Origin of the sequence: Cytobacillus dafuensis (genome assembly GCF_007995155.1) — a bacterium.
GTDB classification, from domain to species: domain Bacteria; phylum Bacillota; class Bacilli; order Bacillales; family Cytobacillaceae; genus Cytobacillus; species Cytobacillus dafuensis.
This window is the reverse complement of record NZ_CP042593.1, coordinates 1884056-1900953: the sequence shown is the minus strand read 5'-3', so window position 1 is coordinate 1900953 and position 16898 is coordinate 1884056. Positions and strand designations below refer to the sequence as shown.

At 35.0% G+C, this 16898-nt stretch carries 14 protein-coding genes; 1 reads left to right on the top strand and 13 read right to left on the bottom strand.

Annotated features, from left to right (window positions below; genetic code table 11):
* Positions 1-78: 78 nt before the first annotated feature.
* The 10 genes from dapF to FSZ17_RS08905 form a co-directional block, all read right to left on the bottom strand.
* Positions 79-927: a diaminopimelate epimerase gene (gene dapF, locus FSZ17_RS08955; protein ID WP_057769500.1), complete on the bottom strand. Its 849-nt coding sequence runs from the start codon at positions 925-927 to the stop codon at positions 79-81.
* Between the two features lie 13 nt (positions 928-940).
* Positions 941-2179 carry an LL-diaminopimelate aminotransferase gene (locus tag FSZ17_RS08950; protein WP_057769498.1) on the bottom strand — a complete coding sequence of 413 codons (1239 nt, stop codon included), beginning with the start codon at positions 2177-2179 and terminating at the stop codon, positions 941-943.
* 626 nt (positions 2180-2805) lie between these two features.
* Complete coding sequence (locus FSZ17_RS08945; protein ID WP_057769496.1) at positions 2806-3594, bottom strand: helix-turn-helix domain-containing protein; 789 nt, start codon at positions 3592-3594, stop codon at positions 2806-2808.
* Positions 3595-3956: 362 nt separating this feature from the next.
* Positions 3957-5777 (bottom strand): ABC transporter ATP-binding protein, encoded by a 1821-nt coding sequence (locus FSZ17_RS08940; RefSeq protein WP_057769495.1) that lies wholly within the window; start codon positions 5775-5777, stop codon positions 3957-3959.
* Positions 5778-5788: 11 nt separating this feature from the next.
* Complete coding sequence (locus FSZ17_RS08935; protein ID WP_057769493.1) at positions 5789-7543, bottom strand: ABC transporter ATP-binding protein; 1755 nt, start codon at positions 7541-7543, stop codon at positions 5789-5791.
* 422 nt (positions 7544-7965) lie between these two features.
* Positions 7966-8421: a TlpA family protein disulfide reductase gene (locus FSZ17_RS08925; RefSeq protein ID WP_057769491.1), complete on the bottom strand. Its 456-nt coding sequence runs from the start codon at positions 8419-8421 to the stop codon at positions 7966-7968.
* A gap of 90 nt (positions 8422-8511) precedes the next feature.
* Positions 8512-9060 carry a peroxiredoxin gene (locus FSZ17_RS08920; protein WP_057769488.1) on the bottom strand — a complete coding sequence of 183 codons (549 nt, stop codon included), beginning with the start codon at positions 9058-9060 and terminating at the stop codon, positions 8512-8514.
* Positions 9061-9363: 303 nt separating this feature from the next.
* Positions 9364-10269, bottom strand: a complete 906-nt coding sequence (locus FSZ17_RS08915; protein WP_057769487.1) for a transcriptional regulator CcpC — start codon at positions 10267-10269, stop codon at positions 9364-9366.
* A gap of 178 nt (positions 10270-10447) precedes the next feature.
* Positions 10448-10894, bottom strand: a complete 447-nt coding sequence (gene cbpB, locus FSZ17_RS08910) for a cyclic-di-AMP-binding protein CbpB (protein ID WP_057769486.1) — start codon at positions 10892-10894, stop codon at positions 10448-10450.
* 842 nt (positions 10895-11736) lie between these two features.
* Positions 11737-11973, bottom strand: a complete 237-nt coding sequence (locus FSZ17_RS08905) for a YkuJ family protein (RefSeq protein WP_057773972.1) — start codon at positions 11971-11973, stop codon at positions 11737-11739.
* 243 nt (positions 11974-12216) lie between these two features.
* Here FSZ17_RS08905 and FSZ17_RS08900 point away from each other — a divergent pair, with 243 nt between their 5' ends.
* Entirely contained in the window at positions 12217-12453 is a 237-nt protein-coding gene (locus FSZ17_RS08900; RefSeq protein WP_057773974.1) for a glutaredoxin family protein, read from the top strand.
* A 68-nt stretch (positions 12454-12521) separates the two neighbouring features.
* Here FSZ17_RS08900 and FSZ17_RS08895 read toward each other — a convergent pair whose 3' ends face one another.
* From FSZ17_RS08895 to aspA, 3 genes are all read right to left on the bottom strand, one after another.
* Complete coding sequence (locus FSZ17_RS08895; protein ID WP_057773976.1) at positions 12522-13166, bottom strand: DUF3993 domain-containing protein; 645 nt, start codon at positions 13164-13166, stop codon at positions 12522-12524.
* Between the two features lie 484 nt (positions 13167-13650).
* Complete coding sequence (locus tag FSZ17_RS08890) at positions 13651-14868, bottom strand: EAL domain-containing protein (RefSeq protein WP_057773977.1); 1218 nt, start codon at positions 14866-14868, stop codon at positions 13651-13653.
* A 272-nt stretch (positions 14869-15140) separates the two neighbouring features.
* Complete coding sequence (gene aspA, locus FSZ17_RS08885) at positions 15141-16556, bottom strand: aspartate ammonia-lyase (RefSeq protein WP_407643427.1); 1416 nt, start codon at positions 16554-16556, stop codon at positions 15141-15143.
* Positions 16557-16898 lie beyond the last annotated feature (342 nt).

The window sequence follows — 16898 nt, the reverse complement described above, 5'->3', positions numbered from 1 at the left end:
TTACTTATTGTTCACATTTGATTACTCGGAAAAAAGATATTACTATTCATAGTTAGGGACTAATTTTCTATTTCAATGCTATAATTGCAATTCTCCATGACAAATGTATTCGGCCCCGCCATTTTTCCATACATGATCATTATGATCCCAAGTAATCGTCAAATCTCCTCCTGGAAGGTGAACGGTTATCGGGACATTCTTATCTACTACGTTATTAATTACAGCTGCAACAACTGCTGCACAAGCACCAGTTCCGCATGCCATGGTTATTCCAGAACCTCTTTCCCAAACTCGATATTGTATCTCTTGACGGTTTATTACTTGAACAACACCTACATTCACACGTTCAGGGAATAGAGGTGAGTGTTCAATTTGTGGTCCGATCTCTTCTAAGGGAACTTCCATAACATCATCGACAATCATTATTGCGTGAGGATTCCCCATCGATAAACAAGTTAATCTATATACAGAATCTTCAATTTGAAATGGCTCATTAACGGCATAGGCTAATGGGTCTCCTGCCATAGGAATTAACCCTTTAGCCATCTGCGGCTTGCCCATGTCTACCGTTACTTGCTGGACAGTTTTCTTATCATCAAAACCCACCGTGACGGTTACAATCCCACCCAAAGTTTCAATAGTAAAACTAGGATTTGTTGTATACATATGATCAAATAGGTATTTGGCTGTACAACGCAATCCATTGCCACAGTTTTTTGCTTCCGACCCATCTGCATTAAAAATCCTCATTTTAAAGTCTGCCATTAATGATGGGCAAATCAAAATTATGCCATCTGAACCAATTCCAAAGTTAACATTTGAAACTTTTTTAGATAGCTCTGCAAAATCCAGATTCTCAAATGAATGCTCTAATAAATTTATAAAAATGTAATTATTCCCTAATCCATGCATTTTCGTGAACTCCATGTTAACACTCCTCTCAATATATAAATTTGCTCTTGCTTAATCTCGATTTGATTTCTTCTATAACATCCATTTCCGCTTGTAATCCATCCGCCTGAAATGTAACAGAAAATCTAACATATGAACCTGCATCATCCCATGGGACAGTAGAAATTAAATGTTCCTTAATTAAATAATTGCTAAATTCCTCAGCAGTATGAAAATCTGGGCCACCTACTACTGCTTTCGGTGCTTTTGTATATAAGAAAAAAGATCCTTTAGACTTTTCAGCATAAATGCCACATTCTCTTAATGCCTTTGACAATAATTCCTGCCGCCTTGAATATTTAGCAGAGGTTCGTTCCGTAACTTCAGGATGAGAGAGAGCATAAGCTGCTGCTTTTTGAATTGCCATGAATTGACCTGAATCATTATTGTCTTTTACGGTAGCAAATGCATTGATGAGCTTTGAATTTCCAGCAATAAACCCTATCCGCCATCCGGTCATATTGAAGGATTTTGATAATGAATGAAGCTCTATTCCAACGTCCTTTGCTCCTGGAACTGAGAGAAAGCTAAGCGGTTTTTCATCGTCAAAAACGAGGGCTGCATAGGCAGCATCATGGACAACAATTATTTTATTTTTCTTAGCGAATTGAACAACTTCTTCAAAAAATTCTGCATTAGCAATTGCACCTGTTGGATTATTCGGGTAATTCAAATATAGGAGCTTTGCTTTTTGTAAAACACTATTATTAATTTTATCTAGTTCTGGCAAGAATGAATTTTCTTCTGAGATTGGTAAATGAACAATTTCTCCTCCATAGTATTTTGTAAGTGTCGCTAATACTGGATAGCTAGGCGATGGCATTAGCGTAATATCACCAGGATTTATGAAGGCTGCTGGCAGCATGGCTAAAGCAGATTTCGAGCCAATCACATGGTTTATTTCAGTTTCGGGATCAAGCCCTTTTACATGGAAGACCCTTTCCATATACTTTGATGCTGCTTGATTAAATTCAATTAGCCCATTATCAGCATAAAAACGATTTTCAGGCTTATTTGCTTCTATCGCTAATATTTTTACAACTTCTTCGTCTGCCATAGAATCAGGTTCACCGACTCCTAAATCTATCAATTGAATATGTGGATTTGCGAGAATGGCTGCTCTTTTTGCCCTTTTAATTTTCTCAAATTTAAAGATTTCTTGAGTTAATCCAAAATTAGAACCTCCTATTCGATCAGCAAATAACTGTTGAATATAATCATTTGACATAATAATTCCTCCTATAATATAGCGAAGAGCTTATAGCTTCCTTTCTATCTTTAGCAAATCTTAATTAATTCTATCCCCTAATATTTTTATATTTATCGCAGATTAACGGGCAGTAAGACCCCCACTTCAAGGATCCGCGTATGCAAAGAAGAGTAAGTGGGGGGTCAACTGCCCGTAAATGCCCGTAAAAAGAACACAGACTAAAAGCGCCACATCGTGTGGCAACGTCTGCGTGACCCACTTCCTGTGGGCCGCAACTAACCATCAGTGGGGGATGAAGGCCGATTAAGAACGCCACGTCCTGTGGCAACTTCGGCACTAGCACGTCCTGTGCGTCGAAAAACCCCCACTGATGGAAGTTTCACTTTATCGAACTTTATCGCCGCTTCTTTACTCGATATAATAATTGTTTTTAATCATATCACTTTATTTTTTTATTTTATTTAGACTTTTCCTTTAAATATTTTCACTTTTCTTATACTCTTAACGATCATGATTATCCGCACACAACCTTGTATGTAAAATGTCGATGGTTTTATTTATACTCAGAAAAAGTAATAAACACAAAATCGCCAGGTAAGAATGAACCTGACGATTCGTTTAGTTTTAACTTATAATTGCATTGATTATCGAATTTGGGAGGGTTTTTTTCCTGTATATTTTTTAAATTGCCTGCTAAAAAAATGGAGACTATTATAGCCGAGGGCTTCTGCAGCCTCTGTCACTGTCATACCGGTGTAATAAAGCAAATGCTCAGCTCGTTCAATTCGCATACGAATTATATAAGAGCGAACAGTTTGACCAATAATTTGTTTAAACTTTTGAGAAAAATAGGGTGGAGAAAGATTTGCACGAGCTGCAAGACTTTCTATAGTATGTGGATCACTTGGATGCTGTTGAATATAATTAGCACTTTCCTGTATCGTTTCAAGCAAGCTGTTACTCTCATTAGACATTTGACTTTCTGGAACTTGCTCTTCTCTCAATAAATGGATCATCAATTGCTTTAAGATTAACTTTGCTTCGATTTCTGCACCAAAAGTTTTTACTAAAAACAAACGAACATAACGAGTTAATAAAGATTCAAAAATAATGCGATTTTGAACGATTCGATATTCCTGAGGTATTAATTGAGGTAATTCTTTTAGGTCAAAATGAATATATGATAGAACAAGTGGTTTTTGGGGATTATGCTTTGCAGTCGTTTCATCTCCTGGCTTAAAGAGAAAACAACTCCCTTTCTGAACATTATACGGTTTTCCATTTAAAACAACTGTTCCTTCCCCGCTCCATACATAAAATAAATCATAATTCGGAAGGGGTTTATCACGTTTTCTCCATTGCCAGTTAGGCTCACAATGAATAGTTGCAAAAGCTGGTTTCAAAATAAAATGATCTGGATTCAAATGCAGCATTTATATCCCCACTTCCATCATTCAGAATTTAATCTTATATTAATCTGAAAATGTCTTTCTAGGCAACTGTGGGATATTATTTTGAAATTATATGTAAAGGGGAGTCTCAATGTCATAAACTTGGCAAACGAGACTCCCCATTCTTATTTATCGCAGATTAACGGGCTATAAGACCCCCACTTCAAGAAGATGAGTTAAGAAAAAATTTCTAAGTGGGGGATCAACAGCCCGTAAAGGCCCGACGACGGACACGATGACCTAGTCAGGCGAAAGCCACAGGACGTGGCGTTTTGAGCGTGATTGGTTCAACTAACAATCAGTGAGGGATGAAAGACCCCCCCTCCACTGATTGAAGTTTCACTTTATCCTGCACTCAACATATTGAATTGAGCCTTTACGAGTTGAAAATATTCTCCTTGAAGGTCCATTAATTCATCATGATTTCCTTGTTCTATGATTTTACCATGGTCAAGGACAAAAATATTATCTGCTTCACGTATGGTAGATAGACGATGCGCTATGATAATAGCAGTACGGCCGTTTAATAGCGTCTTTAATGCTTTTTGGATTTTGACCTCTGTTTCAGTATCAATGCTCGCTGTCGCTTCATCAAGAATTAAGATTCGCGGGTCAGCAAGCAGTGCTCTAGCAAAGGAAAGGAGCTGTCTCTCTCCAACAGAAAGAATATTCCCTCGTTCCTCTACCTCCGTTTCATAACCGTTTGGCAGATTTTCTATAAATACATGTGCTCCAATTGCTATCGCAGCCTCCATTACTTCTTCATCACTAGCATCTGGTCGACCGAAACGTATATTGTCTTTAATGGTACCAGAAAAAATAAAGGTATCCTGTAAGACAACACTAATTTGATTTCTAAGGCTTGCTAAGGTCACATCTCGTAAATCATTCCCATCAATTTTAACCTTGCCTGCCGTTGGGTCATAAAACCTGTTAATTAAGTTCGCAATAGTCGTCTTCCCCGAACCTGTATGACCAACTAATGCAACCGTCTGCCCTGCTTGCATTTCCAAATTAATCTTGCGCAATGCTGGGCGTCTCTCATCATATGAAAATTCAACATCTTCAAAATCAATCTTTCCAATAATATTATCCAATTGGATAGCATCCTTTTTCTCATCCACATTTGGCTTTTCATCCAAGAATTCAAATATTCTTTCAGATGAGGCCATACCCATTAATAATTGATTATAAACCGTACCTAAACGAGAAATCGGCTCCCAGAACATGCCAAGATAAAAGGCGAAAGAAACAAAATAACCTATTGATATTGTTTTTTCTTGGATTAAACTTGCTCCATACCAGATTAGTACAGCTGTCCCAAGTGCATTTGTTAATTCGACTAAAGGTCTGAACATCGCGTTTTTCTGTGAGGCTATTCGCCAGCTTTCAAAATTTTCAGTGTTTATACCATCAAAAAATGTCATATTTTCTTTTTCTTGTGTAAAGGATTGAGTTACCCTTATGCCTTGAATACTTTCATTCAAATGAGAATTTAATTTAGACTGTTTTAATCGAACAAGCTGCCATGATCGCCGAATATTTCTCCTTAATGAGGTAGAAATAAAGAACATAATCGGCAATATTATCATAATGGCTAATGTCAGCTGGGGACTTAATGAGAATAATATGATAAAAATACCAACAAGAAGAATCATATCCATTAATAAATTGATGACCCCATTTGTAAATAACTCTTGGAGAGAATTAATATCATTCATGATTCGTACTAGAATGGAGCCAGCCGAGCGCTGATCAAAGAAGCGATGAGATAGTGTTTGAACATGGGTAAATAAGTGCTTTCTTAAATCATAAATAACACTTTGACCAAGGATATTCATCCATTTAATCCGAAAATAATTGGCAACATAGTTTATTAAATATAGAAATGCAATTAATGCAACTAAAATCGCAAGGAGCTTTCCATCCTTTTCAAATAGTGCCTTATCAAGGGTATATACTCCTATTAAAATCGGTATAAGTAATTTAACGCCTGTATTGAGTAAGACCATCATAATGGATAAAGGGAGGAGCCCTTTTCGATAAGGCTTCATATAGCTGAATAGCCTTAACATTTGCTTCCAGTTAAAAGGCTTTTCAATTACCTCATCCGATGAGTATTGAAACCTTGATAATACTTTGTCACTTACTGTCTTCTTTTTCATCCTTTCACCTCCTACCCTGCATGGGTTCCAATCACTCTGCCAATATCTCGATATTGAATATCGTAAATACGCTGATACGGACCGTTTTGTTTTAATAAAATATCGTGAACTCCTCTTTCGACGATATGCCCATTTTCAAGAACAAGAATTTCATCAGCATGCTTTAGTGAAGAAATCCTGTGAGCAATTATAAATGTCGTTCTTCCATGCATGACTTCCTTTAAAGACTTTTGGATTTGGAATTCTGTCTCCATATCAACAGCACTTGTCGCATCATCTAATATTAAAATACTTGGATTAATACAAAATGCTCTAGCAATGGCAATGCGCTGCTTTTGTCCTCCAGAAAGTCCCATACCTCTTTCACCAAGCATGGTGTCGTAATCATCTGGAAGCTCCATTATGAAGTCATGGGCTTGAGCTCTCTTGGCAGCATCAATGATATCTTCCATAGTTGCATTCGGTTTGCCATAAGAGATGTTTGCTTTTATGGAGGATGAGAATAAAAATGATTCTTGAAGGACAAAGCCGATATTACTTCTTAAGGAATGTAATGTAAATTCTTCGACATTTTTACCATCCATTCTTACTTCCCCATCAACAGGCTCGTAAAATCTTGTCATTACCTGAGTTAAGGAAGTTTTTCCTGAACCTGTGGATCCAATTAGTCCGATTACCTTTCCAGGATGTGCATGGAAATTAATATTATAAAGGGCATCCTTATCCTCTTCCGAATATCTGAGAGTCACATTACGAAATTCCACCTCTCCTTTTAAGCGTTCCGCTTTAATGGCTGATGGTTTATCTTCGATCTCATTTTCCGCTTCAAGAATTTCTAATAATCTTTCTCCAGATGCTTTCGATTGTGAAAATAGATTGACAATAAAACCGAGGTTCATGATTGGCCACATGATATACCAGACTAAGCTATAAAAAGCTACTAGTTCTCCTAAAAATAGGTCACCGATCATCACTAGGTATCCACCATAAGCTAATAAAAAGACCACACTTAAATTACCTAAAAATTCCATTAAAGGGAAAAACTTAGCCCATATATCAGCTGTAAATATATATTTTTCTTTGTAATCACCATTTGAATTATTGAATTTATCAATCTCGAAATCTTCTCTCGATAAGGATTTAACAGTATTGATGCCACTAATATTTTCCTGTACCTTTGTATTTAATTTTCCAAAGGATTTTCGAATACTTCTAAACGCTGGATGTACCGCTTTATCAAATTTAAAAGTAACGACTGCAAGAAAAGGTAAAGTAATTAATGTAACAATTGTTAGTGAAATGGAGTAGTAAAACATGACAGAAAAGCTAATGCCAATTAAGAGGATAAAGCGAATCAACTCGGAAAAACCTATCGATAAAAAGAAGCGAAACCCTTCGACATCAGCAGTTAATCGTGACATCAAGTCACCTGTTTTTGCCTTGTCATAATATCGGAAAGGTAAATATTGAAGTTTATTATAAAGAGCATTTCTTAGTTTATAAACAGATGTAATCCCAAAGAGATCACCGGTATATTGATGAATAAATGTCGCTACCCCTTTAATGATCATTATTCCGATAAATCCTAAAGCTAGATAAGGAATCCACTCATATTTTCCTCCGTATATTACCTCATCTATCGTAATTTGGAGAATCATTGGATAGACTACCGTTATTGCTGTTGCAATTAGTAAAAAAGCGATTGACCAAAAAAAATAACCTTTATATGGCCAATAATAAATTTTTAATTTTCTAAATATCCCCAAGCTGTTTCCCCCTTCACCCTATTGCTAAAATATTTTTTAATTTTTGGCTATGTTAAACTTCCCTGTTGATTTCCGCTGCAGGCACTTAGCGATCGCGGGCGGTCCGGAAGCCTCCTCGTCGAAGAGCGCTCCTGCGGGGTCTCCCTTTGACTCGCTCTCCCGCAGGACGTGGAATAATCTTCCCCGAATAAACACCGCACGAAGGAAATGCGAATGCATTTTCGAGGATCTCGCGCCTTCCGCTCCAATCAACAACAGAATAGTATTTTCAACACTGAGATTTAACACAGCGTAATTATTAAAGCGTAATATTAAATATAACGGTTTTCGAAATATAATTCTACCCTTTTTGTTAGAATTTTTTGTTTTTTATGAAATTTTTTCTAATGCAAAAAAAAGACCAAGCTAGGCTTGATCTTTTTTTATTCAGCTTTATTCATTTCATCTAATACACGATTTACGCGCTTTTCTAACATTTTCATACCGCTTCCACCTGCTTGGAAGTGACGAAGATTGCCATCTTTATCAAATACATAATAAGCTGGAACATATTGATTTTCAAACGCTTCATTTAGCTTATGCTCACTGTCGACGTATATTGGCTGCGAGATTTCATGCTCTGCTGCGACCTGTTTAATCAATTCAATATTAAGATCGTCCTCAGAGCGAGGCATATGAACGGCAATTACATTTAACTTATCCTTATAATCATCTCGGAATTTGTTAACCTGTGGCATTGCTTCCTTGCATAAATGACAGCTAACAGACCAGAAATGAATTAAAGTTGGCTTTTCACCTACAAGCTGCTCTCTTGTAACTTCTCCATTTAACCATTCAGTAGCGCCTGTAAGTTCAGGCATAGATTCACGTAATTTCATTATTTATCCCCCTTAAGTAAGGCTATTGTTGTAAGAATCATTACTTTAAGAAAAGACCTAACTAACGTTAGGCCTTTTCAAAAATTTTAATTATACATTTAATGTATTTTGTCCTGGTTTCCAGTTTGCAGGGCAAAGTCCACCAGTTTGAAGAGCCTGTAGAACACGTAATGTTTCATCAACGTCACGGCCAATATTGTTATGATTAACAACTGAATACATTAATTCGCCTTCTGGGCTAATGATGTATAGTCCACGAAGTGCAATACCTTCTTCTTCGATAAGGACACCATAATCGCGAGATACAATATGGTTAGTATCTGCAGCAAGTGGATATTTCAAATCACCAAGACCATTGTTCTTGCGATCAGTATTAATCCAAGCTAGGTGTGTATGAATAGTATCAGTAGATACTCCAATTACTTCTGCATCAAGGTCTTCAAACTCATCGTAACGATCTGAAAGAGCAGTGATTTCAGTTGGACATACAAATGTGAAGTCCATTGGATAGAAGAAAAGAACAGTCCACTTATCATTTTTCATATTTTCTTCAAGACTAACTTTTCCAAACTCCTTGTTTGCTAATACTGCATCCATTTCAAAACGTGGTGCTTGTTTACCTACCATACGTTCTGGCATATGTAATCCCTCCATTAACTTATTCAAATGAGAATTTATTATATAATTTCTCATTTGAGTTTTTGTTCACAAATACAATTATAGACTCATAAATATTTTAAGTCAATATTAAATTGTAATTAATTTAATTAAACATCAATTATAATTAATTAATGCTTACTTAATAAAAAGAAATCCATTACATGTTTTGCCCTTTATTTGAAAAATTTAATCAAAATAAAGCCCAGAGTTAGTAATAGTTTTTTCATTTCCAGTTTATCAAAGTAGTTATGCAGAATAAAACAATATGCTTCCTACTCTATATTAAAGTAAAGAGTCCATTCCTCTATTCTTCTCGTCGCGGATAAATTCCTTTATTAATTCAACAAAGGCCTGAACTTGCTTTAGCTGAAATGCAGATTCATACCCAAGGAGCCAGGTATCACGCTTTAGCGGGAGATTATTTTCATCTAACAATGGGATTTTAAAGATATTCTTTTCGACTCCATTTAGTGTTATTTCAGGTAAAATCGCATATCCAATTCCATTGAAAGTCATTTGCTTACATGTTTCGATCTGATCAACGACTATCGTTCTCTTAGGTGGTGTCTTGAATTTTCTTAGCCACCAGTCTTGAATTTCCTGATAATAATTTGAATCACTTTTAAACTGGATAAATGGCCTGTCCGTGTTAAGAATTTGCTCAGGACTTGTGATTTCAGTATCTACTAAGCAGAGCGGATCCTCGAATAGATGAATTTTTACCCCTTTCCAATCAGGTGTTCCTCGAATGATTCCAATATGAACATGATCCTCATATAATGTTTTTAAAATTTCACTGCTCCATCCTGTCAAAAGAGAAATTTTTGCTTGTGGGTAACGGGTTACATATTGTTTAAGTACTTGTGGCAGCCAATTTTGCCCAACAATAGAAGCAACCGCAATCTTTAATGTTCCATACACCTCAGCATTCAAAGCATGAATAGATTCTTTAACCTTTTCTTCTTTAGTAATTACTTCGTTAATAAATTTAATAACTAACTCTCCAGCAGGAGTTAATGATAGTCCCTTTTGAGAGCGGACAAACAGCTTTTCGCCCCACTCCTTTTCAATCGTTTGTAAGCGTTGTGATAATGCAGGCTGTGAGACAAACAGCCTTTCAGCAGCTTTTCTCATATTCATTTCCTGTGCTAGAACTGAAAGAAAGTGAAACTCTGAGAGAGAAGACATTCAATCCCTCCATTTTAGTCTTTTCTTTAACTATAACGTACAAATTAATAAATTTCATTTTTTATCAATTAGAAAATGCATATTCGCTTTGTTCTCATTCCCTTTAGAAAAAAAGACTCTGTCTTAATCGACAGAGCCTTTGCTTTTATTAGTGCCCCTATTCAGGGAGCAAAAGAAATTAATTTTTATTTAACTTACGTTTATGCTTATTTAACTCAATTAATACTGTCCTGCGTGTAAATATCCCTTCGAAATAACCATCCTCATTTTCAACACACAAGAAAGGATTATCAATGAGAAAAGGAATCGAATCTTGAATGGATGCATTGATATTTAATCTTGGAATTTTTCTGTTCATAACTTCTTCTACACGTTTTTTCTCAAGCTGTTCAAATTCAATTCTTTCAAGGCCTAGAATAGAGTCCATAATAATCGGGGTGCTTATTAAGCCATGAAGTTTATAATACGGATCTAGTACAGGAATGGCCGTGTAGCCACTTTTGGTTAACACTAATAAAGCATGTTCTAGATTATTGCCTACTTGAACATGTGCAACCCGTTCCGATGGTATCATAAAATTACGAATATTATTATCTAAATATTCCCCGCTGTGAAGACTAATCATCGCCGTAACTCCTCAATAGTAATATTATCTATTTTAGTTTATCACAGTTTTCGGTTCGGTGCCCATATTAACTTTTAACCCTTGCTCGTGTGAATGTCCTTCATTTCAAAATGACAATGAGGACATGTAAAAATTACATTTTGATTCGATTGGGCAGTTAAAACTAAAGAAATTTCTGTCTCGATTAAACATTGTGGACATTTTACGGTTGGTTGCATAAATTCTCACCTCAATACTTATACTTTACCATTTTTGAAGGAGAATTCATTAGAAAAACTTGGCGTTCGCCAAGTCCTTATGGCGAATGCCTTAGTTTTTCTTATGCGATCTTATTAGCAGATATTTAATTAAAAACACTCTCTTCTTTAGCACGTTAATAAACTTGAACTTTCCTATTAGCTTAGAAAAACTTGGCGTTCGCCAAGTCCTTATGGCGAATGCCTTAGTTTTTCTTATGCGATCTTATTTGCAGATATTTAATTAAAAACACTCTCTTCTTTAGCACGTTAATAAACTTGAACTTTCCTATTAGCTTAGAAAAACTTGGCGTTCGCCAAGTCCTTATGGCGAATGCCTTAGTTTTTCTTATGCGATCTTATTTGCAGATATTTAATTGAAAACACTCTCTTCTTTAGCACGTTAATAAACTTGAACTTTCCTATTAGCTTAGAAAAACTTGGCATTCGTCGAGTCCTTTGGCGAATGCCATAGTTTTTCTTATGCGATCTTATTTGCAGATATTTAATTGAAAACACACTTTACTTTAGTACGTTAATAAATTTAAACTTCCCATTAGCTTTAGCTAAAAAAAAAAAGGAACCATTACGGCTCCTATATATGTTCTATTGAATTAAATCAAATATCTCAATCGTGATCATATCGATATTGTCAAATTGATATCTTTTTGGTTTTTCCTTATCAAAATAAACTTCTAACTCAAACATTTCACTTTTTGGCTGATAAGTAACCTGACATTTCCTTTCTCCATTTACCTCGAAAAATCTTTGCATCGGCTCCCCACCGATTGATTGTTCCTGTAAATTTTTTAAGCGTGTTAATATTCCTTGAAGCTGTGACATGCTCCCTCTCCTTTCACAAAAACCTAAATTCTTAACAATAGGTTTCTCTTTTGGCATGTTTCTATCCTTAAGGATTAAATTCAGAAAATTCAACGAAAAATCCCTTTCATACCAATATTAACAGCATAAATTAATGGTGCTCTTTTGTACAAGAAAAAAATAATTAAATAAGTAATTTTTTTTGAGATTGAAATATTTTTTTCTTTTCCCTATCATAAAAAGAAGTGAAAGTGAGGAGATTACATGTTAAATATTACTATTTATACACAACCAGATTGTCCACCATGTGAAATTACAAAAAAATTCTTAACCGAATATGGATTTCATTTTGAAGTTAAAAATATTAAAACTGATGCTAAAGCGAAAAGGGATTTAGTCCATAAATATCAATCCTATTCCACCCCAACAATTGTAATTGATGAAACGGTCATTACAGGCTTTGATCTCGAAAAATTAAAAGAAGCCTTGAACATTGAATAATAAAAAAACTTGGCGATTGCCAAGTTTTTCCCATTATTGGATTTATTTAAAGATAAAACCTTTTTTAGTTAATAAAGGATATCCATAAAAAATATAGGATTCAAACGGATATAAGAATAGCCCCATATATACGGAATACTCAGAATATCTTTCTGAAAAAAACGTCCTTTGGATGATCCATTTAATGTATGTTTTAGTTTATTTATTCCATTAGATTGCTGAATAATTTGCTCAGGTATGTTATCGTAATAGATTGCAGCGACCTTCCAGCTATTATCGTTTTTTTCAAGCGATACCCCTTCATAATGGTTATTGTATGAAACGGGTCCTTCATCATTTTCGCTAAAAAACTCAATCACATATATTTTTTCATGATCCCAAACAACCTTCGTTTTATCAGAATAGGAGAAAAAGGGAATATAAAGTAGAGGGAAATCTGTCCCATAAGTAATATATCGATCATCTACTAAATGAAGATTTTCATTTAAAAAGAGTGTTTGATATTCTTTTGTTAAAAATGGAGACAATAATTCATTAATCTCTTCCATCGTTCTTGGTTGTTCACCTATATCCACCTGTGCCTGAAACGCTGCTTGTACAAAGTTTATTACCTCATTTTCATTAGAAAAATCTGATCCCGCCTTAATTTTTAACGGAAAAATCATTGATATAACAACCAAATACGACAAAAAACGAAAGACATTTTTCTTCATTTCACCCTCCCTTTCCTTTTCCTAGCTAATAATTATCATTTTACCAACAAACTATTTTGACATATAGATAATATCGTTCGTAAAATAACTGCAGATTTTGACAATAGAACTGTCATTAAATGTTGCAGAAGAAAAATATTTAAGATAAATCAACAAATTTTATCATTTTTTGATTAGAAAAGCGCAAGCGCCTTCAGAACAATCAAAGTTCAGATTGTTCTTGCGATGATTATTCGGAGGAGCTTTCCTTAATGCTCACCCCCGACAAGCATAAGACAGGTCTACAGGAAAGTTGTTCTTTAACTTTCTTGGCGGACTGACTTATGACCTCGAGGTCGACAAAAGTGCGACGTCCTGTCGCATTGTCGACACTAGTACGTCCTGTACGTCGGGGGTAGGCGCTGGAGCTAGACAATTCTCAAATTCAAAAAAGATATTCTTTATTCATATAAAAAAAAGGCCTCGAATTGAGACCTTCCATACACTATAATAAACCATCACGTTCATACAAATAGTTATAAGTTATATCCACAAACAAATAATCATTTGAGTTTAATGGATATGAAAAAGTTCGAATCGTTTCTCCTGTTTCCATATCAGTGTATAAATCAGATAGTATTCCTTTCTTTTCCTTTCTCATCTTCATAATATTTTCTAGAAAATATGGGCGCCAGCTCCAGTTTTTATGTAAATACTCGTGCTGAATTTGCCAACCACTTTCTTGTTTAAAAATATTAGCAGATTTTTGAAAACCATTTTCATCACAAATATATAAACGGAAAGCAACATCATCAAGATAGAGGGAAAGGACTTTAATTAGCTCTTCATATTCCAGTAATTTACGATTTTTGACTTGAAGATATTGATGAAGCATTTCATTAAATTCCTCTGTAACAAGGTACAATGCTTCAAGTTTCTTCTTCTCATAAGAAATAAATTGATAGCATTTATCTTTTAACTTTTCTTTCTGCACATCCCGATCTACGAAGTCCTCTGCTGGTCTATGCAAATAATAGCCTTGATAATATCTTCCCCCATTCCTCCAAGCAAATTGTAGCTGATACACCATTTCGATATTTTTAAAAAGCAAGGTAGCTCCAATCTTTCTTGCTAATAAGGATAGCGAAAATAAAATATCATGAAGTACATGTGCTGTAGCCTGAGAACGGAGCTCATTCAAATCTACCTTTAATATATTAGGTGAAATTTGGCCTATTCTATCTAATTGGCTTCTTTCATTCCCGCTATTATCAATCGCTATTTTAATACCATACGTTCGTATATAGTTTAATAAGTGATCTAATTGCTCTACATCGCCATTATAAACTCGTTCTGTTGATTCTAATACAATTCGATCTAGCTTAATACCTTTCTCTTTAAATTCATGCAATATGGCTAAAAATGATTCAGCATTATCAAACATTAATAAATCAGCATCTTTATTAATAAATAAAAGAATATCTTCCTCAAGGGATAAAGATTTTTCCAATGCTTTTTTTAACACAGTGTGATCAACTTCAAGTCTATATTCTTCCGGAATACTTTCGTCAAGAAAAAAAGGTCCTAAACTAACGATCCCATTCTCACTTCTATATCTTCCTAAAATCTCGTAGCCTATGACTCGATGTTCATCAGCACTGAATATCGGTTGAAAGAACGGAAATACATTATCCAGATCTGTAAGGATTTCCAGTGCATCCATACTCTTTTCCCTCCTGATATTTTTAGACAAGTACAAGAGCCTTTAAAACAATCTAAATTGGATTGTTTCGGAAATGAATTTCCGAGTAGTTTTTCCTTAGTGCTCAGTCTTAGGCATAGCATGAGACGAGCCTCCCAAAAATGTGTGTACATTCTTTTCTGGAAGGTTTGACCGTAATAAAAAGTAATGTTTTTTTATTCTACTATAAATAAGATACCGATATTCCTACCGGTATCTATTAATAAATTTTCAATTACGTGGCTTTTTGACTTTTACTTTTCAAGTAAAGATGCTCCTGCGATTCCTGGCTTTGTCATCTCGTACGGATCCAAAATAAGATCTAGTTCTTCTTCACTAAGAACATCGTATTGCAAACATAATTCACGAATTGACTTTCCGTTTATGATTGATTCTCTTGCTATGTCGGAAGCGACATTATAACCAATATGTGGATTTACTGCAGTTAATAAACCTACACTTTTTTCGACATAGTCTTTTAGACGATCCACATTGGCTGTAATGCCGGAAACACAGAAGTCAGTAAACACACGGAAACCATTGTTCATAATAGAAATCGATTGCAATAAATTAAATAATAGTACAGGCTCCATTACATTTAACTCGAATTGTCCAGCTTCTGATGCGAGAGAAATTGTATGATCATTTCCAATAACCTGAAAAGCAATTTGATTAATAACTTCAGGCATAACAGGGTTTACTTTTCCAGGCATTATTGATGAACCTGGCTGTCTAGATGGTAAATTGATTTCATACAATCCTGCTCTAGGGCCAGAAGCCATTAATCGAAGGTCATTAGCGATTTTCGACATATTAACCATACATATTTTCAAAGCAGCAGATACTTCAGTATATGTATCAGTATTTTGTGTTGCATCAACTAGGTTCTTTGCTGGTACAACTGGAATTCCAGAAATTTCAGCTAAATATTGAACAACTTTTTCTATATAACGAGGATCAGCATTTAGCCCTGTTCCCACTGCAGTTGCTCCCATATTAACTTCTAATAAATTTTCCTTCGAATTTTCAATTCTTTTGATATCGCGTTCAATTACATTTGTATATGCTCGAAATTCTTGACCTAATCGAATAGGTACTGCATCTTGCAAATGAGTTCTGCCCATTTTAATAACAGAATCAAACTCGATTGCCTTTTCATTGAAGGCATCCTTCATTTTATTCATTGTATTGATTAATGATTCAAGAGCTCTATATACAGCAAGATGTATTGCTGTTGGAAATGCATCATTTGTCGATTGTGCCATATTCACATCAATATTAGGATTTAAATGAAAGTATTCGCCTTTTTCTTTCCCTAATAGCTCTAACCCTCTATTCGCAATTACTTCATTCGTATTCATGTTAATCGATGTTCCTGCTCCACCTTGGATTGGATCAACAATGAAATGATCATGCCATTTTCCAGAAATAATCTCATCGGCTGCCTCACAAATTACATTTGCTTTGCCTTTATATAATCGACCAATATCAGAATTGGCAAGGGCAGCAGCTTTTTTCACAATGGCCATCGCGATGATAAAATCCTTGTTTAATTTATAGCCTGTTATGGGAAAATTCTCTACAGCTCTTAAAGTCTGTATCCCATAATATGCTTCAATAGGAACATGTTTTTCTCCTAAAAAATCCTTTTCAACTCGAAATGAACTCACCATAAACACTCCTAATTACATTAATGAATGAATGAGAAGTTAACAGCTCCCCACGGCTATAGTATACTACTAATTCTGAACTTTTTCCGTTAGTTTTTCATTTACTTATAATTTTTGAATAGTAAAAAAATACTAAAATTTTCTCAATACTTTTTCAGTTTCTTTAGTAATGAACATTAAAAAAACCCACGAAACAAGTTAAGGGGTTCCGTTTAGGGAGAGAAAACCTTGAATCACAACTGAATTAGGTATAGAAATAACAATGTAATTAGCACTGCATCTAGCACTGTATTTAAACAGTGAAAACCCCAGATCCTAATGGTTCTGGGGTTTTGAATCTGT

What these genes read in the sequence shown, in the direction of transcription:
- dapF (WP_057769500.1), bottom strand. Translation starts at nt 927, where the DNA reads ATGGAGTTCACGAAAATGCATGGATTAGGGAATAATTACATTTTTATA.
- FSZ17_RS08950 (WP_057769498.1), bottom strand. Translation starts at nt 2,179, where the DNA reads ATGTCAAATGATTATATTCAACAGTTATTTGCTGATCGAATAGGAGGT.
- FSZ17_RS08945 (WP_057769496.1), bottom strand. Translation starts at nt 3,594, where the DNA reads ATGCTGCATTTGAATCCAGATCATTTTATTTTGAAACCAGCTTTTGCA.
- FSZ17_RS08940 (WP_057769495.1), bottom strand. Translation starts at nt 5,777, where the DNA reads ATGAAAAAGAAGACAGTAAGTGACAAAGTATTATCAAGGTTTCAATAC.
- FSZ17_RS08925 (WP_057769491.1), bottom strand. Translation starts at nt 8,421, where the DNA reads ATGAAATTACGTGAATCTATGCCTGAACTTACAGGCGCTACTGAATGG.
- FSZ17_RS08920 (WP_057769488.1), bottom strand. Translation starts at nt 9,060, where the DNA reads ATGCCAGAACGTATGGTAGGTAAACAAGCACCACGTTTTGAAATGGAT.
- FSZ17_RS08915 (WP_057769487.1), bottom strand. Translation starts at nt 10,269, where the DNA reads ATGTCTTCTCTCTCAGAGTTTCACTTTCTTTCAGTTCTAGCACAGGAA.
- cbpB (WP_057769486.1), bottom strand. Translation starts at nt 10,894, where the DNA reads ATGATTAGTCTTCACAGCGGGGAATATTTAGATAATAATATTCGTAAT.
- FSZ17_RS08905 (WP_057773972.1), bottom strand. Translation starts at nt 11,973, where the DNA reads ATGTCACAGCTTCAAGGAATATTAACACGCTTAAAAAATTTACAGGAA.
- FSZ17_RS08900 (WP_057773974.1), top strand. Translation starts at nt 12,217, where the DNA reads ATGTTAAATATTACTATTTATACACAACCAGATTGTCCACCATGTGAA.
- FSZ17_RS08895 (WP_057773976.1), bottom strand. Translation starts at nt 13,166, where the DNA reads ATGAAGAAAAATGTCTTTCGTTTTTTGTCGTATTTGGTTGTTATATCA.
- FSZ17_RS08890 (WP_057773977.1), bottom strand. Translation starts at nt 14,868, where the DNA reads ATGGATGCACTGGAAATCCTTACAGATCTGGATAATGTATTTCCGTTC.